General features: G+C 38.6%; 17 protein-coding genes, 1 pseudogene and 1 other annotated feature. Of the genes and pseudogenes, 3 read left to right on the top strand and 15 right to left on the bottom strand.

All coding sequences use genetic code 11. The features are described 5' to 3' along the window. Positions 1–73: 73 nt before the first annotated feature. The 7 genes from AABM38_RS06950 to AABM38_RS06920 all read right to left on the bottom strand — a co-directional run bounded on the left by AABM38_RS06950 (position 74) and on the right by AABM38_RS06920 (position 8,369). Positions 74–205, bottom strand: a complete 132-nt coding sequence (locus AABM38_RS06950; protein WP_423409730.1) for a hypothetical protein — start codon at positions 203–205, stop codon at positions 74–76. Between the two features lie 123 nt (positions 206–328). After that, positions 329–2,146, bottom strand: coding sequence for an oligoendopeptidase F (gene pepF / locus AABM38_RS06945; protein WP_423409729.1), 1,818 nt, complete (start codon positions 2,144–2,146; stop codon positions 329–331). 313 nt (positions 2,147–2,459) lie between these two features. Beyond that, positions 2,460–3,683, bottom strand: coding sequence for a competence protein CoiA (locus AABM38_RS06940; protein ID WP_423409728.1), 1,224 nt, complete (start codon positions 3,681–3,683; stop codon positions 2,460–2,462). A 220-nt stretch (positions 3,684–3,903) separates the two neighbouring features. Further along, positions 3,904–5,415, bottom strand: coding sequence for a cardiolipin synthase (gene cls / locus AABM38_RS06935; RefSeq protein ID WP_423409727.1), 1,512 nt, complete (start codon positions 5,413–5,415; stop codon positions 3,904–3,906). Positions 5,416–5,733: 318 nt separating this feature from the next. Beyond that, positions 5,734–6,405 carry an adaptor protein MecA gene (gene mecA / locus AABM38_RS06930; RefSeq protein ID WP_423409726.1) on the bottom strand — a complete coding sequence of 224 codons (672 nt, stop codon included), beginning with the start codon at positions 6,403–6,405 and terminating at the stop codon, positions 5,734–5,736. A 470-nt stretch (positions 6,406–6,875) separates the two neighbouring features. Next, positions 6,876–7,271 (bottom strand): transcriptional regulator SpxA, encoded by a 396-nt coding sequence (spxA, locus tag AABM38_RS06925; protein ID WP_335376770.1) that lies wholly within the window; start codon positions 7,269–7,271, stop codon positions 6,876–6,878. 528 nt (positions 7,272–7,799) lie between these two features. After that, a complete protein-coding gene (locus AABM38_RS06920) occupies positions 7,800–8,369 on the bottom strand; it encodes a GNAT family N-acetyltransferase (protein ID WP_423409725.1) in 570 nt (189 codons plus the stop codon). Between the two features lie 206 nt (positions 8,370–8,575). Between AABM38_RS06920 and AABM38_RS06915 the strand changes: the two genes are divergently transcribed. After that, on the top strand, positions 8,576–8,761 hold the full coding sequence (locus AABM38_RS06915; protein ID WP_423409724.1) for a hypothetical protein: 186 nt from the start codon (positions 8,576–8,578) through the stop codon (positions 8,759–8,761). A gap of 130 nt (positions 8,762–8,891) precedes the next feature. On the opposite strand, the gene AABM38_RS06910 is transcribed toward AABM38_RS06915, so the two are convergent. The 6 genes and pseudogenes from AABM38_RS06910 to AABM38_RS06885 all read right to left on the bottom strand — a co-directional run bounded on the left by AABM38_RS06910 (position 8,892) and on the right by AABM38_RS06885 (position 16,146). Beyond that, a complete protein-coding gene (locus tag AABM38_RS06910; RefSeq protein ID WP_423410685.1) occupies positions 8,892–10,037 on the bottom strand; it encodes a putative glycoside hydrolase in 1,146 nt (381 codons plus the stop codon). Between the two features lie 293 nt (positions 10,038–10,330). Beyond that, positions 10,331–11,272: an ABC transporter ATP-binding protein gene (locus AABM38_RS06905; protein ID WP_423409723.1), complete on the bottom strand. Its 942-nt coding sequence runs from the start codon at positions 11,270–11,272 to the stop codon at positions 10,331–10,333. Positions 11,273–11,294: 22 nt separating this feature from the next. Then, a complete protein-coding gene (locus AABM38_RS06900; protein ID WP_335376766.1) occupies positions 11,295–12,329 on the bottom strand; it encodes an ABC transporter ATP-binding protein in 1,035 nt (344 codons plus the stop codon). 18 nt (positions 12,330–12,347) lie between these two features. Next, positions 12,348–13,376, bottom strand: coding sequence for an oligopeptide ABC transporter permease (gene opp3C / locus AABM38_RS06895; RefSeq protein WP_335376765.1), 1,029 nt, complete (start codon positions 13,374–13,376; stop codon positions 12,348–12,350). Next, a pseudogene (opp3b, locus tag AABM38_RS06890) lies at positions 13,376–14,306 on the bottom strand (oligopeptide ABC transporter permease). The gene opp3C and the pseudogene opp3b overlap by 1 nt, the downstream one beginning before the upstream one ends. 139 nt (positions 14,307–14,445) lie before the next feature. Further along, positions 14,446–16,146 carry a peptide ABC transporter substrate-binding protein gene (locus AABM38_RS06885; RefSeq protein ID WP_423409722.1) on the bottom strand — a complete coding sequence of 567 codons (1,701 nt, stop codon included), beginning with the start codon at positions 16,144–16,146 and terminating at the stop codon, positions 14,446–14,448. A gap of 274 nt (positions 16,147–16,420) precedes the next feature. Between AABM38_RS06885 and AABM38_RS06880 the strand changes: the two genes are divergently transcribed. Both AABM38_RS06880 and trpS read left to right on the top strand, forming a co-directional pair. Then, positions 16,421–16,786, top strand: a complete 366-nt coding sequence (locus AABM38_RS06880) for a DUF3899 domain-containing protein (RefSeq protein ID WP_423409721.1) — start codon at positions 16,421–16,423, stop codon at positions 16,784–16,786. Positions 16,787–16,853: 67 nt separating this feature from the next. After that, positions 16,854–17,081: a binding site (T-box leader), on the top strand. A gap of 58 nt (positions 17,082–17,139) precedes the next feature. After that, on the top strand, positions 17,140–18,129 hold the full coding sequence (trpS, locus tag AABM38_RS06875; protein ID WP_423409720.1) for a tryptophan--tRNA ligase: 990 nt from the start codon (positions 17,140–17,142) through the stop codon (positions 18,127–18,129). Between the two features lie 136 nt (positions 18,130–18,265). On the opposite strand, the gene AABM38_RS06870 is transcribed toward trpS, so the two are convergent. After that, complete coding sequence (locus AABM38_RS06870) at positions 18,266–19,012, bottom strand: YjbA family protein (protein WP_423409719.1); 747 nt, start codon at positions 19,010–19,012, stop codon at positions 18,266–18,268. An 80-nt stretch (positions 19,013–19,092) separates the two neighbouring features. Then, on the bottom strand, positions 19,093–19,308 hold the full coding sequence (locus AABM38_RS06865; protein ID WP_423409718.1) for a hypothetical protein: 216 nt from the start codon (positions 19,306–19,308) through the stop codon (positions 19,093–19,095). Between the last annotated feature and the right edge of the window lie 187 nt (positions 19,309–19,495).

Raw genomic sequence — 19,495 nt, 5'->3', positions numbered from 1 at the left:
TCAAGATACTTGTGTGTTATTTCACAATATTGTCAAATACGATTCATGATTTACTTGAAAATGGCATACACATTTAACAAACAGCTGATCTTTCGGAGGCAAGCATTATGGATAAATTCGTATTTTCTCTTATCACATTTTTCATTCTTTTTTCTTTTATCCTCCATATTGGAGGCCTGATGCATATCATACCTTTGTATTTCACTTCCCCCCTCCTCTTTTTCTCATTATTTATATTGATGCTGTATTTGAATAATCGTAAAAGTTTTAAGGGATTTTAGCTGAGCCAAACAAAACCGGCCGTATTGCTACGGCCGGTTTTGTTATTTTAGGAAAGCATTTTTTCCATTTCATTTAATTTTTCTTCAAACACTTTTAGAGCTTCTTCTATTGGCTTTGAGCTAGTCATATCGACACCAGCTTTTTTCAGGACTTCGATTGGGTAATCAGAGCTTCCTGCCTTTAAGAAATCGATATAGCGTTCAACTGCCGGCTGTCCTTCTTCAAGAATCTGTTTGCTTAAAGCGGTGGCAGCACTGAAACCTGTAGCGTATTGATAAACATAATAGTTGTAATAGAAGTGCGGAATCCTTGACCATTCAAGACCGATTTCTTCATCAATCTCAATGTCCTCATCTCCAAAATACTTCTTATTAAGCTCATAGTAATCCTTTGTCAGGGAGTCAGCCGTCAATGCTTCGTTGTTCTGTGCCTTCTTGTGGATCATATGCTCAAATTCGGCAAACATTGTCTGTCTGAACACAGTTCCTCTGAAGCCTTCAAGGTAATGATTCAGCAAATACAGACGTTTCTGCTCATCATCAATTGTTTTGAGCATATAGTCATTAAGCAAAGCTTCATTGCACGTGGACGCTACTTCGGCAACAAAGATGGAGTAGCTGCCGTATGGATATGGCTGCGTCTTCCTTGTGTAATAGCTATGGACTGAATGGCCAAATTCATGTGCTAACGTGAATAGGTTATTTACGTTATCTTGCCAGTTCATAAGGATATACGGATTTGTTCCATAAGCACCCGATGAATAGGCTCCGCTCCGCTTTCCCTTATTTTCATGTACATCGACCCAGCGGTTTTCGAATCCTTCTTTCAGGACATTATTATATTCTTCACCTAGAGGAGCTAAGCCCTTTAACACGTAATCCTTTGCTTCTGCATATGGAATTTCCATTTTCACGTTCTTGACAAGCGGGGTGAAAAGATCGTACATATGAAGCTTCTCCAGTCCTAGAACCTTGCGGCGAAGCTTTACATATCGATGCAGCAGATGCAGATTGTCATTTACAGTGTTTACAAGGTTTTCATAGACACTTTCAGGAATATTATTTGCAGCAAGTGCAGCATGCCTTGCGGAATCATACTTACGCACCCTGGCATTAAAATTATCCTTCTTAATATTGCCGCTTAACGTGCTTGCAAAAGTATTTTTGAAGCTTCCGTATGTCTTATATACTGCCTTGAATGCATCCTCACGAACCCTGCGGTCCTCACTTTCGAGGAAACGGATATAGCGGCCGTGAGTGATTTCTACTTCTTCCCCATTCTCATCCTTGATTGACGGGAACTCAAGATCAGCATTATTAAGCATTCCGAAAGTATTAGATGGTGAGCTCATTACTTCTGATGCTTCGGCAAGCAGTGCTTCTTGTTCGGCAGATAATACGTGCGGACGCTGAAGGTTGATTTCCTCTAAAGCATGCTCATAAAGTTTCATTTCCTCTTTTTCAGCAAGGAAGCTTTTAATTTTTTGTTCGTCTACAGCCAGGATTTCAGGAACTATAAAAGCCAGCGCACTTCCTGCCTGGGAGTATAAGTTTTTGATCCGGTCATCAAAACCCTGGTAAAAAGAATTCGTAGTATCCTGGTCATATCTCATATGTGCATATGTATACAACCTTCCCAATCTTTCAAGCAGCTTATCCTGCAATTGGAGAGCATTGTAAAGCTGGTCCGCACTTTCACCTAATTTACCCTGGTATTCCTGAACTCCTGGAAGCAGGCTTTTCACTTCATTAAACTCTTTTTCCCACACTTCATCATTTGCAAAAATATCCTCAAGTCTCCACGTATCCTCAGTGGCTACTTCATTCCTTGGCGGCAACTTCTTTACTGCAGATTCATTCGACATATTGATCCTCCTAACAACATTTCGGAATTCGAAAAACTTTTCTAATATCATAAATTCGATAAAAATTTCTCTTTTCCTTCTAGAGAATGAAATTATGATATAAAGTTTTCTGATTTCTATTTACCCAATTCTTAACTTCCTTATTTTACGCAGCTGACGAACTTTTCATGTTACATGAAACCAAAATCCTAAAACACATTTTTTTATATGGCTCTTTTTAACCTCGGATGGGTCCAGGCACGAAGAAAATGCGGTAGACATTTTCTAAGTTTCTCGTGCCTTCCCTTCAAATGAACAGAACTTATAAAAGCATTCATTGCCCTTTAACCATAGCTTGCTGTAAAAAAGGAGCTTCAATAATATTTCCATACCTTTTGTAAAAATAGGCTTCGTCCGCTCTTTGCTGATCAATGGAATCAAAAATTTTCAACTCTCTATTTAGTTTAAATAAAGAATCACTTATTTGGGTTAAAACTGAAATTTTAGTAAGGAGCTGGATATATTCAGAAACCACCTGAGAATAACTACCTTTTCCCGCCACAGGAAGGCTCCTCCACTTAATTTGCCCGCGTTTTAAACGGTTGTTAAAAGCATTATGGACTTTCGCCAAGCTAATTAGATCGCCTTTTTTTAAATACCGGAATATATCAAGATACAGATAAGTCTGCCAGATTAGGGCCGGGGTTTCTATATAAGGAGCAGAAAAAACAGGAAGCCCTATTTCGCAAGGGAGATTCTGGAGATTTAGATAGTTGCGGTAGAGTAGCTGAAGAAAATGATTTTGATAGGAACCGGGATACATTGTATAACGCGACTTGAATTTTTGCAGTTCAGATTTCCAGGAATCAAGAACGGGATAGCTTTTATTAATAGGGCTTATCAGATGATTTACAGGAACTTTATCGATAGAATGTATTTCAAGCTGGGTAATTGTCTTTCGTGAGGAAATAGGAATGGCACCTTTCAGGTCGATGAATTGGCCTGATATCGGACAATAAGCAGGGATATTCCAGGTTTGACGAGGGCGCCGGATGAATAAATAGAGGAAATTATTTAAGGACACTGCTTTTGTTCCAGTTCGTTTAACAAGATTTCCCGCAGCAATCCAGATTGGGATATACCCATTTTCAAAATACCTGGCTGTTCTTTTGATGAAAATTTCTTCTGGAATAATAGAACACTGGTATTCAATCGCGTACTTCTTCCCCTGCCAGTCGAATGCAATATCGGGCTTTTGTCTGGCTGATGGATCAAATTTCTCAAGCTCTGCATTGATTCCTTGCTTCTTCAGCCAGTTATAAAGTTGAAGCTTCCCTGCAAGGTGGTAGTTGGACTCTCTTTCATACTGGTGTTCGCAGCTGCTGCCAGAGAGATGAGAAAAATGCCAGATCTTTTTGCTGCCAAGCTTCAGGATAACTTCCTCTTTGCATTCTGGACAATGGAATTTTTCCTTGGATCTTAGGGAAATTAGCTCCTTTTTGTCCCATTGATCCCCCATGGACAGCCTTGCTCCATTTTTTCTATTTGCTACAAGCACATTGATTGCGCCTCCTTTCTCCTTTTATATTCGATAAAGCAGCTTGAAATCCTCTTTTTGAAAAAGGCTCTTTTCGTAAATTTTGTTGTGAATATAATTCAGATTCTCCTCGAAAAGAGTCTAGCCCCCTGTAAAAATGCGGATACAAGTCCTTGTTCAAAAAGCATACATTATTACTAGAACAGCCCAAAAAAACAGACCCGGAGTTTATCCGAATCTGCTACAGCATTGGCGACAACAGTCTCGATGTAGATTCGAGCAGTCTGTAACCGATATGGCGATTATTAAAATCAACTAATTCGATTTCATTTGAATCCATTAGATCATTTTCATATTCCTTCACAAGCTTCTCGGTACTGGATGTTTTATAAAGAAATGCATTGACTTCGAAGTTCAAATGGAAGCTTCTCATGTCCATATTTGAGGTGCCAATTGAAGCTAGTTGGCCATCAACAATGACAATTTTACTATGCATAAAACCTTTATTGTATTCATAAATCTTCACGCCAGCTTCGAGCAATTCCGGGAAATAGGATCTTGATGCAAAGAAGACGATTCTTTTATCTGGCCGCTGCGGAACTAACAGCCTGACATCCAGCCCGCTGAGAGCGGCAACCTTAATGGCTGAGAAAATATCCTCATCAGGAATAAAGTAAGGGGATGCAATCCATACAGATTTATCTGCAGATGAGATCATTGAGAAGAAAATGTTTTTGATGACACTCCATTCATTATCAGGACCACCGGCAATCAATTGGACTCCTCCGTGTGTATTTTTCTCTAAGCTAGGCGATAGATATTCCGATGTTAACAGACTATTATTTGTCATATAAAACCAGTCCTGTAAAAAGATAAGCTGAAGACTGCGCACAGCCTCTCCGCTCACGATCATATGGGTATCCCGCCAAAATCCGAACCCCTTGTCCCTTCCTAGATATTCATCACCGATATTCAGTCCGCCAACGAAACCAATGGAACCGTCTATAACAATGATTTTTCGATGGTTCCTGAAATTGAATTTACTATTTAAAAAGGGAAGCCGAACTGGCCCGAATTCGACCATTTCTACTCCGGCATTAATCAAATCTTTCACGTATTTCTTTGAAAGCTGCCATGAACCGACAGAGTCATATAGAAAGCGGACATTTACGCCTTGCTTGGCTTTCTCAATCAATACTTCCTTTATTTCTTCCCCGATTTGGTCATGACGGACAATGTAATATTCCATATGAATATGGTGGGTTGCCTTTCTTAAATGTTCAAGGATAGAACTAAAGGTTTCGTCACCATTGGTCAGCACTTTGGTAGAGGTCGAAAACGAAATTGGGCTGTTCCCAAGCTTCTGTGCAAGCGTGAATAACCTCCGATGATCCTCTTCCATCTCCTGCATCCTCTTTTCATTTGCCCTTTCCGCTTCTCCTTCAATTTTTAGGAATGTTTGTTTATCGAGAAAGTACTTTTTCCGGAACATTTTTTCTTTCCGATAATTACGGCCGAATAATAAATAAAAAATAAATCCTACGAGCGGGAATCCGCCAAGCACAATCAGCCAGGTTAATGTTTGGGATGGATGGCGATTTTCAAGGAAAATGACAAAGCTTATAAATATTACTGTGAGAGTCATGAAAATACTTATATAACCTAGGTAAGCAGCGTCCATTTTTTCGTAAAATATATAGTAAACTCCTGCAAGTAATGTGACAAATAATAAAATACGGACTGTGTTCTTCATGGTATTCACCTGTATTCTCTTGATTTCCCCGCAACTAAGTCCAATTACCTGCAATATACGAAGGCTCTGGATATATATACGGTTCTATTAATGAAATGGATTCAAAGGAAGTATATCGCCTGTAATCAAACTGTAAGTTGCTATTCCGATTTCAGAATAAGTACCGTTTATCGAGACTCATTTCCAGGATGGTTTTAGGCTTCTAATCAATGCTGATATCTGCCTATGCAATCTTTCTAGAAATTTAATAATACTAGGATTTATTATAGAACCATTTTATCAAAAAAACCGATTTCATTTCTGAAATCGGCTTTCTGTTTAACTGAAATGCTTCCTTATTACACTAAATACATCTTCTCCGATAATCTTGTTACCGTATTCCTCGAGGCGATGGATCGTAACATTCGACTCCAGACCGTATTCTAGAAGAACACTCAACATATTATCAATTTCCTCTTCGTCAGAAAAATCCTGTTCAGGAAATTCAATGTATAAATAATACTTGTCAGAAAGACTAAACAAGCTTGTTTTTATTTTATCGATTCCCGGCCTTTTCGACAGGGCAATGATGTCTTCGAGATCTTTGAAATGGAGCATGAATTCAAGATCGTCCTCTAAGTCAACATCCTCATCATCGATATCTTTTGAATTGAATTGATGATCCAATAATTCTTCGATTCGTTCATCGACAGGCAGATCCTTAAGCTTATCATTTGGAAGCGGAAGCTCAAACTTGTGGCCTTCCTTAGACAGTTGTGCTTTTGTAACTAGCACTTCAAGTCCTTTTTCAAGAGCTTGAACCTGAATCCATAAAGGACCTTCAACCGTAAATTCTTCCTCTGCATGGACTTCATCCATCATTTCCCAGAAAAGTTCTTCACTGCGATCGCGGTTATACCAGATTTCTTCCCGGTCAAATCCACGCTCCTCTATATCCATGTATGAAATATAAAACTTAACCGTATTTTCATTAATACGTTCGATTTCCATTCGCTTTCTCTCCCTTCCAGGCAAAGATTTGAAGGGACTAAATACCCCCAAAAAGCTGTTGGTCTTTATCTTTTACCCTTAATAAATGAGTCTAAATCACCTTGTTTTTATAAAGGGAAGGTAAACAGAAATAACGATCTTGTACTCTTATTTTATGTTATATTAAGCCAATTTGGAAACAAAATATACACCCATTTTTATAAAAGGCTAATATCTCATTAAATTAAAGTATTCTTTACATTTTATCAGAAATATGCTTGGATTTCAATTTAACAGCTTGCTCCCTTTGAGTGATCAGTCTTTATCCAACCTCTTCTCATGCACCTATTTAACTTAAAATGTATTATGAATTCACCCTGAAAATCACTTTTGATTTAAACACATAAAAAATAAACTTAAAAAATCTCAATTTGATTATTTTATAAATCTCTAATCAACAAAAAAAGCCCCCCAAAAAGGGAGACTTTGTATTAGTTGACTAGTCGCTGTGCTTCTCTTAACTGGAAAGTACGTACTTTCCTTGGAAGGAATCTGCGTATTTCATCTTCATTATATCCAACCTGCAGGCGCTTTTCATCAATGATGATTGGGCGGCGCAGCAATCCTGGATTTTCTTTAATAAGTTCAAACAATTCTTGTAGAGGCATCGTTTCCAAATTCACATCAAGCTTTTGGAAAGTCTTTGAACGAGTCGAAATAATTTCATCCGTTCCATCTTCAGTCATACGAAGAATTTCTTTTATTTCATCAATAGATAATGGCTCTGAAAAAATGTTTCTTTCCGAATATGGAATCTCATGTTCTTCAAGCCATGATTTTGCTTTTCTGCAAGAGGTACAACTTGGTGAAGTGTATAAAGTGACCATTGGTAATTCACACTCCCTTAGATTTACTTATATTTGCGTTATTTAAGCTAGAAAATTCTTAAATAATAATAAGTATAATTTTATAATTCATATTGAATATTATACACCAAGGATTAAATAAAAGGTATCCCTTTTAAAAAAATATTCCGGGTAATTATGTAAGGATTCTAGCCTTATATATATATAACGAACTTAAATGAAAAAAGTTTCATTAAATTTATATTTTTTTCATCACCCTTCATATTGCTATCTATAAAAATATTCGTATTATTCTAGCTGATTTTGTCGGTTATTATTAATTTATTTATATTTACCCTTTTCAAAAGAAGCTAAACATTTTTTTGAAAAAATTATTTTCTCAATTGGGCAGCCAAAATGAAAACGCATCCATATATGATACACATGGATGCGTCTAATTTATCGAAATTTTTCAAACGTATATTCCACTTTTTTAAATTTAGGTTCAATTCAAAAAAGTTCAATTTATAATACGGGAGGAAATACTACAGAAACCTTTAAAACTTTTACCTATATATCCTGCAGCAAATCATTGCGCTTCTCTTCAAGTGTCAATACTTCATCGACTGGCTGATATGACTCTCCATAAAACTTTTTATCTTTATATGTGTGAATCATATTGTACGTCTTTTTCATTGCTTCGTACACTAGCTCTTCAGGAGCGTGATCTGGTGCCCAATATAGAATTTCCATTTCATTGATCTGCTTTGTTGCCAGTGAACGTCTGCGGTATCCAATCGTGCGGGCATGCTCGAATCCTTCCCGTTTGTAAAAGCGCAATCGTTTTTCAGTATCTGTGTCATCATAATTGACTGGCTCTACCTCAAGAATTATTGGCTTGCCTTTTTCCTTAAGCTTTTCGATCAGCTTATGGCCTAGCCCCTGTCCTCTCGTATCCTTAGAAACAAAAAGATAATCAATAAAGACAAAGTCATCTGTTTCGACATACATTAACACATGTCCAGGACCTTCATCTTTATGGTAAATCTCCGGACGTTCCATTAAAAGTGTTTCCATATGCTCTTTTGATTTCATTTCTTCAATCGGAAAATATTGATTTAATTTTTCATACCAATGCATGGCTTATCTCCTTTTCGATTTTTTCATCCTGATAAGCACCCAGCTTTTCTTATATAATCATGATCAAGATAGTACTAATATTTTTTCTTGATAAAGTTCTTTTAATACACCAGCAATTCTTTTAAAATAAAGATGAGTGGGGATCATGAATCATATATTCCACATTTCATGAAAATGATCTGTGTAAAAAAAGGTGGAGGTTTATCATGGGCGATTACATAATGGACTTAACGATCGTTACTGTGCTAGTAGTGGGAATTACCGCAACAATTGGTGTTATTACCAATGGAATTGGCATAAAATTTTTCGGAGGAAAAAACAGGTCTGAATTTGTCGACCAGTCAGCCCGGATGCAAACAGGCTGGAAAAACGTTGGCGGCGGCAAAAAGTAACTCGTTACCCAGGTTTTATTATACATTATCCATATTACAATAATCTAATGATAAGAAAAGGCCTTAAGTGAGTAACTCATTTAAGGCCTTTTTCATTTAATTCATACCCTCAATTTTTGTTTCCCCTTAGTTAAGGAGTGTAATCCACTTTTGGAGTATATCTATTACTTGCGTTCCATAATAGATATTCATTTATTCCCTGATCCTTGAGTGCTCGGATCTGGTCTTCGACTTCCTTCTTTCCGTAAACCAAGTAATTCCCGCTGCCAAGCCATGATGCCGTAAAGTCTTGTAGCCAAGGACGAGAAATTGGCGGGGTTTTTAATTCATCTAATTTTCTCTTTTCAAGCTTTGCATATTCGACAACAAGCTTGTATGGCTCGGTATCAGGCTTAGCGATTCCAAAATAAGAAGTCCAATGGCTTGGATAAATCATTGAGGATATTACATCTACATTTTCCGAAATTTTCGAGAAATTCTGTCCGATTCCAGGAGCTTCAGGCAATGTCGCTGTATAGCCAAAAATATCTACGGATACTTTTACATCATAAGGCTCGAGTTCCTTTCGAGCATACGCGACAAAGTCAGTCACTGCTTTGACACGTTTTTGAACATTGTCCATTTTTACGTCCTTATAGTCCCCCATCGAATAAACAAGAGAAGCATCTCTGTTTTCAAAGCCTTCCGGGAATCGGACATAGTCAAATTGGATTTCTTTAAAACCCATTTTTGCAGCTTCAATGGCTATTTGGACATTGTAGTCCCAAACCTCTTTTACAAAAGGATTTACAAAGGACTCCCCTCTGCCATTTTTCCAAATTTCTTTCCCTGCTTTATATGACCACTCTGGTTTTTTTTGCGCCAAAGCAGTATCCTTAAATACTACAACTCGGGCAATAGGGTAAATTTGTTTTTCTTCAAGTGTCTTTATCATTTTCTTCGGGTCTTTGATATAAGGTTTTCCTATGTCTTTAAATGCTGAAGTTTCTTCTGGTTTGTATGTAAGATATCCATGGTCGTCTTTTATATCAATCACCATCGCATTTAAATCTGTCTTATCAACAAGATCAATAAGTTGGTTAAACTTTTCTCCGCCAGCCGAATGTCCTGTCACATAGATTCCCCTTACAGCATCCGGATACGTAAATTCAAAACCAGAATCAAATTTAAATCTTGGCATCTGGTCGGGAATCTTTCTAATAAATGATTCATGTTCCCTTATTGGCTGCTCTGCGGTACTATGCGTTTTTTCGGCAGCTAATACTTCACCATTCATTTGTGAAAAAGAGGCAGCCAATAACGCTGCTGCTGCTATTTTTTTCATCTGCACTTATCATCTCTCCTTTTAGATATGGCACAATCGTTTCTTCTAATATATGAATCCTTGATTCTCATCTATGAATCTATTTTACCCACTTTCGACACTTTTAGATATCATAGTCTTATATTTCTAATTGGAATATACTACCTGTAAAATGATAGACATTGTTAAACAAGGCCGTTTACTTTCGTTCTAGGGAGGTATATTTAGAACAAAAAAAACGATCTCAAATAATGAGATCGTTAAATTTATTTTACATATTGCTGCTGATATTGTTTTAATTCTTTTTCTGAACAATATACATAATGTCCAGCTGAGACTTCACGCATTTTAACTTCTTCGTTATCAGCATACTGGTGTATGTTTGTATCATATGTTTTACGGCGACGGGTGCGTTCAGATTCTGGATCTGGAAGCGGAATCGCTGATAGTAACGATTGTGTATAAGGATGCAGAGGATTGTTGTAAAGGTCTTCTGCAGGAGCTAATTCGACTAGCTTCCCGAAATACATTACTCCAATTCTGTCGCTGATATATTTAACCATTGAAAGATCATGTGCAATAAACAAGTATGTTAACCCTTTTTCACGTTGCAGTTTCTTCATCAGGTTTACGACTTGTGCCTGGATAGAAACATCTAGAGCGGAAATAGGTTCATCTGCAATAATAAATTCTGGCTGTACAGCAAGTGCACGGGCGATGCCGATGCGCTGCCTTTGTCCGCCTGAAAACTCATGCGGATAACGGTTGGCATGTTCTCTATTTAAGCCGACAGTTTCAAGCAAGCTATAGACCATTTCCATTCTTTCTTGTTTACTTTTTGCGAGACCATGAATATCAATGCCCTCTGCAATAACATCAGAAACCTTCATCCTTGGATTCAATGATGCGTATGGATCCTGAAAAATCATTTGCATACTTCTGTTAAATTTCTTTAAGTCTTTCTTATTTTTCTTGCCGTGTACGTTTTCACCTTTGAAGATTACTTCTCCGTCTGTAGCATCATACAGTCTGATAATTGTTCTGCCAGTTGTAGACTTACCACAACCGGATTCTCCAACCAAGCCAAGTGTCTCTCCCTTATAAATATCAAAAGAGATACCATCTATAGCCTTTACTTCATTCGCTTGCCCCATATTGAAGTATTGCTTCAAATTCTTTATTTCAAGAAGCTTTTCTTTATTTTCCATGAAGCCAGTCCTCCTCTTACAGTTATTTCACGCCTATGAATTTCCGCATTCTGCTCTTTACAGCTGCCGGTGGTTCTACTTTTGGAGCATCTGGGTGCAACAGCCATGTAGCAGCATAATGTGTGTCAGAAACCTTAAACATTGGAGGCTGTTCTTCTAAATCAATTTGCATTGCATATTCATTACGCGGAGCAAACGCATCACCCTTTGGCGGATGCAACAAGTTAGGCGGCGTACCAGGGATTGCATAAAGCTCTTCTTCTTTTGCATCCAGGCTTGGCATTGAACTGATCAGCCCCCAAGTGTAAGGATGCTGCGGATTGTAGAAAACTTCATCGACTGTACCGATTTCAACAATTTTCCCACCGTACATAACCGCCACACGGTCAGCTACGTTAGCCACAACGCCAAGGTCGTGCGTGATAAAAATAATTGAAGTATCAATTTTATTCTGTAAATCCTTCATAAGTTCAAGAATTTGGGCTTGGATTGTTACATCCAGAGCTGTTGTAGGCTCATCGGCAATTAACACCTTAGGATTACAAGCCAAAGCGATAGCAATTACAACCCTTTGTCTCATACCACCTGAGAATTGGTGTGGATATTGGTTAATCCGCAATTCTGGTTTTGGAATACCAACAAGCTTAAGCAATTGCAGAGCACGTTCTTTTGCAGTGGATTTGCTCATGTTTTGATGCTTGATAAGCGGCTCCATAATTTGCTTGCCCACTTGCATGGTTGGGTTTAATGATGTCATCGGATCCTGGAAAATCATCGAAATATCTTTTCCACGTATCTTTTGCATTTGTCTGTCAGTAAGCTTAGTCAAGTCCTTGCCGTCAAATAGAATCTGGCCACTTTTAATTTCGGAGTTTCCTGGAGGCAATAATCTCATGATCGCTTTAGTTGTTACTGATTTTCCAGAGCCCGACTCACCTACGATTGCCAGGGTCTCTCCCTTTTTCAGTTCAAAATTCACACCGCGGATCGCTTGAACCTCACCCGCAAATGTATGGAAGGAGATATTTAAATCTTTAACTTCTAAAATATTTTCCATAATTATTCACCTACCCTATTAATCGCGCATTTTTGGATCAAGCGCGTCACGTAATCCGTCTGCCAGCATATTAAATGTGATCATGATGATACTGATGATAATAGCTGGAATGATCATTTCATGTGGATGAAGTCTAAGGACTTTAAATCCATCATCAATTAATGTACCAAGAGAAGCTAGCGGATCTTGTAATCCCAGACCGATAAAGCTCAAGAAAGCTTCAAAGAAAATGGCATTTGGAATCGTGAACATTGTATTGATGATAATGACTCCGGCAAGGTTTGGAAGCAAGTGCTTTGAGATTATTTTCCCATCTGATTCCCCTAAGGTTCTTGAAGCAAGCACAAATTCCTGTTCCTTTAATTTCAATACCTGAGCACGGACGACACGTGCCATACCGACCCAGCCTGTAATAGTTAGGGCGACCGTAATTGAGATAATACCTGGTTTCAGCACAAGGATCATCAAGATAACGATAATCATTGTCGGTATTCCTACTAATACTTCAGTAATACGCTGCATGACATTGTCTAGTCGGCCTCCATAAAAGCCTGAAATCGCACCATAGGCAACACCGATAAGCATATCGATTAACGCTGCTAATAAAGCGATATACAATGAAATTTGCGTTCCCTTCCATACACGTGTGAACAAGTCACGGCCTAGTGCGTCAGTACCAAACCAGTAATATTCTTTTACTTTTTTCATTTCATACATATTGATTTCTTTACCGGCATTATTGACCTTTACACCGTCAAATGGAAGCCAGCTTATATTTTCAAGACCCTGGATTCGAGGAGGCAAGTTGTTATGCCTTACGTTTTGGGTATCATATTCTTTACCGCTAATCAGTGGACCAATGAATGCCATTGCTACAAGTAAAAGCATGACAATCAAACTTGCCAATGCAGCTTTATTTTTACGGACACGCATCCAAGCATCCTGCCAGAAGGTTAAGCTCGGCTTGTTGATCTCCTCGCTTTTAGACGAATCGATAACCGCCGGTCTAAAACGATCTGGTGAAATTTTCGCTTCAAAATCAGCCATTACTTATTACCTCCAGACAGCCTGATGCGTGGATCAATGATTCCATATAAAATATCCACTACTAGGATGATGATTACAAATAATGCTGCAAATAAAATGGTTGTTCCCATAATAACAGGGTAATCATTAACTGTAATCGATTTTACAAATTGCTCCCCAAGTCCCGGGATGGCAAAAATCTTTTCTACAACTAGTGAACCAGTCATCATTGAAATAGCTAAAGGGCCAAGTACGGTTACCAGTGGAATCAAAGCATTTCTCATTGCATGCTTGAATGCAATCTCAAAGAAACTTGCACCTTTTGCTTTAGCAAGCATGATATAATCCGAACCCATTACTTCAATCATTTCTGTTCTCATAAAACGTGCAGCGATTGCGATTGGGAACATAGACAATGCAATAGTCGGCAGCACTGTGTATTCAGGGCCTTTCCAGAATAGGACAGGGAACCAGCCTAGTTTTACACCAATAAAGTACTGCAATAAACCGGCAAATACGAAGTTAGGGATCGATTTTCCCAATACTGCCAAAAATGTTGAACTATAATCGACCCAGCTATTTTGCCTGATTGCCGCAAAAATACCAAGTACCAGTCCTATTAGAGTACCTACTAGCATTGCCTGGAAGCCAAGCTGTGCAGAAGGTCCCAAACGCTTGAACATCAAATCGGTGACTGGTGTGTTGTTAAATTGAAACGAAATGCCAAGGTCACCCTGCAGCAAGTTCCCAATATACTTGGCATATTGTACAGGTACCGGCTGATCCAATCCATACTTTGCTTTCATTATTTCCAGCTGTGCCGGCGGCAGCTTTTGCAGCACTAGCGAATGGCGTACCTGGAATGATTTTCATTAAGAAAAAGGTCAAGGACGCAATAATGAAAAGGGTTAAAAACATATAAAAGAATCTCTTAAGTAAGTATTTACCCATATGTGTGCACCTCCTATATTATTTCAATTTTCCCTATTATTCGACAAATGCCGTACAGGGAAAAAGAGAGTATATCTAGATATACTCTCTTTCTATCCTCAGAATTATTACACTCTGAAATAAGAAACTGCTATAGTTACTATTCTTCGATTGTTACCCATTGGAATGAGTAGTCAGGACCATAGTTATAGATCGCAAGACCTTTAACATTTGGATTCAATAGGATGTTAGCAGCACGCTGATAAACTGGTGCTAGACCGAAGTCTTCGCCAAGCATGATTCTTTCAGCTTCTTGCTGTGCTTCCCATTGAGCTTTTTCATCAGTTGCAAGTTTGCCTTGAGCATCCTTGATTAACTGATCATATTTAGGGTTAGAGTATGCCATTCTGTTGCTTCCGCCATCAGTGATCCATAGGTCAGTGAATGATAACGCGTTACCATAGTCAGGACCCCATCCAGCGAATTGAAGATCATAATCCATTGCGTTGTCACGCTCTAGACGTACTGCGAAAGGAACACTTTCAAGCTTGACAGTCAAGCCAGGAAGGTTAGTTTCTAATTGGTTCTTGATATAAGCATCAGTTTTCTTAGCTGCTTCAGTGTCTCCACCAAGGTAGCGAAGTTCTAACTTATCTACGCCAAGTTCCTTAAGTCCAGCTTCCCATGCTTTCTTAGCTTCTTCAGCGTTGAAAGTAACGATGTCGCCGTTCTTTTCACGGAAATCTTCACCGTTTAGAGATACGAAATCTTTTGGTACGAAATAGTTTGCAGCAACAGATCCGTTGTTAAGGATGCTTGCAGCAAGGTCTTCTTTGTTGAAGCCCATTGCAATTGCTTTACGGATGTTTACGTTAGCAAGAGCTTTGTTCTTTTGGTTCATTTTGATCCAGAATACAGTTGGCTCCATCCAGCTAAGCATGCGGTCGTCGCCTTCATATTGTGGAACGATATCAGAAGAAAGCAATCCAGTCATGTCTGTTTCGCCAGCTTCGAATGCGTTTACAGCAGAGTTAGAATCTTTAACTACGTTTACAGTGATTTTTTCAAGTTTAACTTGATCAGCATTGTAATAGTTTTCGTTCTTTTCAAGTACCCACTCAGTAGCGTCAGTACCTTCCCACTTAGTCATCTTGAAAGGACCGTTGTAAAGTAAGTTTTCAGCATTGCTTGCGAAAGCTTCGCCTTTTTCTTCAACAAACTTCTGGTTTTGAGGATAGAATGTTGGGAAAGCGAATAAGTCAGCCCAGTATACTACTGGCTTATCAAGTGTTACTTCTAAAGTCTTGTCATCAAGAGCTTTAACTCCAAGTGTGTTAAGATCGTAAGGCTTCTTAGCAGCACCAAGTGCAGTGATTTCAGCAGCACCCTTGATTTTGCCACCCATCATGTATGGGCCATATGGAGAAGCAGTCTTAGGATCGATTGCGCGCTGCCAAGCATACACGAAATCTTTAGCCGTTACAGGCTCTCCGTTTGACCATTTAGAGTCACGAAGTTTGAAAGTGTAAACAGTTTTGTCTTCGCTGATTGTTGGTTCGCCATCAGCAAGTGCAGGAACTGGCTTGTGGTCCTGTCCAAGACGGTATAGACCTTCACCTACGTTGTTTATGTATGTGAAGCTAGTAGAACCTTCTGCAAGTACAGTGTCCATTGTTGGGATTTCAGAAGAATCCAACATTCTTAGTTCTTGTGGTAGATCTGATTTTTCAGCTGGTGTTGCACTGTCATCGTCTTTAGGCTCAGTATCTTTTCCAGCATCTTTTCCGCCGCTGCATGCAGACAGGAATAAAGAGAATACTAGAGTCAGAACCAAAAGCAATGAAAATTTTGACTTTTTCAAAGTTATGCCCCCTCTTTTTTTGTTGTTTTCTGAAAACTTTTTACATTCCCTATTATACATAGATTGAAAAAAATGTTCAATATTTTTCCGCGAAAAATTTACAACATTGAAACAATAGTAATAAATTACCTAAAAAATATATGTTATAATGGTGACTTATAGGCATTTGTTCAATGTTTCGCATACTTGTCTCGCTGTAATATTTGAGTTTTTTCCGGCTGATTTCTGGAGAAATCACTTTTATAAAATAACAATTTAAGGGAGAAATAGTAAAATGAGTAAAGGTGTTGGGAAAATTTTATCAGGTTTTTTAGGCTCTCAAGTTTTGGTAGTACTTCTCTTGCTTCTCTACTACAAAAATTTTTCATTACTCAACTATATTAATATTTCTTTTTATATTTCAAGTTTTCTGCTTTTTACCTCATTGCTAGTTTTTACAGTCAATTCTGGATTCTTTGATGCCATATCCTATTCCTTCAGGACTGTGTTTGGTGGCAAGGAGGACGGAGTGAAGATCAAATCGATTAATGAAATGACACCTCTGTCTGAAATGGTGAAAATCAATACGAATCCGATTCTGATTATTGGGCTTTTAGACTTTGTTTTAATGCTTGCGGCGCTTTCTATTTACTATCTGTAAAAAATTCCTTTGTGTCCCTTGCATCTTATTTCGTAATTGATTATAATTCTTGTTAATAAAATTGTATTTAAAGGCAATGACAAAGAATAGTACACATGTTCAAGGTTTTCAGAGAGTTTGTGGTTGGTGCGAACAAACAGCCTGGCATTTGGAATGGACTTTCGAGCCCCTGCTTCGAACCAAAGTAGATCCAGGCGTATACCCTGCGTTAAAGGGAACCATGCTTTATCTGGCATGGGCTGAGTGACTCATTAGTGAGTAATTAGGGTGGCAACACGGACCATTCGTCCCTACTTTATGTAGGGATGAATGGTCTTTTTTATATACTTTTTTAAGTAACAGGAGGAATTTACATGCAAACGATTTTTTCCGGCATCCAGCCAAGCGGGACCATTACTCTAGGCAATTACATCGGTGCCATGAAGCAATTCACAGAATTGCAGGATGAATACAACTGCTATTTCTGTATTGTTGACCAGCACGCGATTACTGTGCCGCAAGAGAAGCTGCAGCTTCGCAAAAATATCAAAAGCCTTGCAGCCTTATACATTGCCTCTGGTATTGACCCTGAAAAAGTTACACTCTTCATACAGTCAGAGGTTCCGGCACATGCCCAGGCCGGTTGGATGATGCAATGTGTCGCTTATATCGGAGAGCTTGAAAGAATGACACAATTCAAAGATAAATCGACTGGAAAAGAAGCTGTTTCAGCTGGTTTATTAACATACCCTCCTTTAATGGCAGCGGATATTCTTCTTTATGGGACGGATCTTGTACCTGTGGGTGAGGATCAGAAACAGCATCTTGAATTAACAAGGGATTTGGCTGAACGCTTCAATAAAAAATACAATGACATTTTTACAATCCCAGAAGTAAGGATTGCCAAGGTTGGAGCAAGGGTTATGTCCTTGCAGGACCCATTGAAAAAAATGAGCAAATCTGACCCTAATACTAAAGCTTTTATCTCCATGCTGGATGATCCAAAACAGATCGAAAAGAAAATTAAAAGCGCAGTGACTGATTCTGAAGGAATTGTGAAGTATGACAAAGAGAATAAGCCTGGAATTTCAAACCTCCTTTCTATTTTTTCAATCCTGTCAGGCAAGTCTGTTGCTGATATTGAGAAAGAATATGAAGGAAAAGGTTACGGAGATTTTAAGGGCGACCTGGCAAAGGTTGTAGTTAATGTGATTGAGCCCATCCAGAAAAAATACTATGAGCTTATCGACTCACCTGAGTTGGATGCAATTCTCGACCAAGGTGCTGAGAAAGCAAACCGTGTTGCCAGCAAAATGCTTGGCAAAATGGAGAATGCAATGGGTCTTGGCCGGAAAAGAAGATAACGTGAGTGCATAAATCAGAAGCTGATTAAGGTTGGCTTCTTTTTTTTGTTTAATGAAGGCTTTGTTTTGATTTTTATAAGAGGTGGGTTCATCAGATGTTTGATCTCCATTAAAAAAGGAGCTGGTGATCAGCTCCTTAATTTACCTTTGGACCATGTTCCATTTCCCATAATTTTTCAAAAAATGTCTGGCCCTTTATTATATTTTCGCAGAATTTTTCATGCTTACCGGACCAGCCATATTTCGTTTCCTCAAATAGCTGCTCCCACACTTCTTCGAACGAACGCTGCTGGATTTCTTCATATAGCTCTGGTTTCCATTCAGTGAACCAGTACCGCACTTCAGCCACATTTTTTGATGAATTCAATTGATCCATTGCCATGAACAGCAATTGTTTCAATTGCCTTTCTTTGCGCGTCAGTCCCTTCATGAGATCAGGCGAGGGAGACAGAATATGAAAGTCCTTCAAGGCGCTTTGGTCGTTGAACCCATATTGGATTGTATCCTGATTTTCAATCATTTCATATACTAACTGTTCCTGCCTTGGAATCAAACGGCTTTTTCGGATGGGAATATTGTAGCCAATTGTATCAACTGCGAGGATACCTGTTCCATCAGAAACGACAAAACAGTAGTCGAGCTGGGTGCGCTCATGGTTTTTCCTCAAGTACGCCTTTCTGTATATGTCATCCAGAAGCTGTTGAGGCAACTCTGATAAATCATTCTCAATATAATTAAATAGCAGATGATCAATTTTCAAAAGAGGCACCTGGTCAAGTAGCTCAACCCCGTCATCTTTGCGCCATTCATGAAAATGGCAGACATTATAGCCGTTCTCTTCCCCTTCGAACCAATTTACCCAGACATCATGAAGATACAACATGATTATAACCCCTCACTTCAAGAAACTGTTTGTCCATCAGTATGGGCAGCACTAAGTAAAATTATTCCTTATTAGGAAGATCATTTTTCAGCGGTATGATGTGGCCAATATATACTAAGCCAGATGACAGCTATTCCTATAGGCAGCATGTAGCACTCCACCCTTTTAGCGATGAAATTCAAATACTCAACAAAACCATGTCCCGCAATAATCATGTTTAAATAAGCAATTGTACTGATTCCACCAGACACCGCGATACCAAAACCAATGGTTAACAGGATTAATCTATATACCATTACTCTTGCCCATCTCATTATAATCGTTGTACATAGCTTTCACCCTTGCCTGTCCATTTTTACATTTATATGATTGAGGGCTGGCAGACATTACTGGGGATCTTAAATTAATGGCCTTCATTGTGTCATTTCGGAATATATATTGGAATTCCGGAAAATAAGATACATTTTCCGGAAAATATTTTAA

The organism is Heyndrickxia sp. MSNUG, from assembly GCF_049532715.1.
Classification (GTDB): domain Bacteria; phylum Bacillota; class Bacilli; order Bacillales; family Cytobacillaceae; genus Mesobacillus.
The sequence above is the reverse complement of the archived record's forward strand: the minus strand, read 5'-3'. Positions and strand labels throughout refer to the sequence as shown.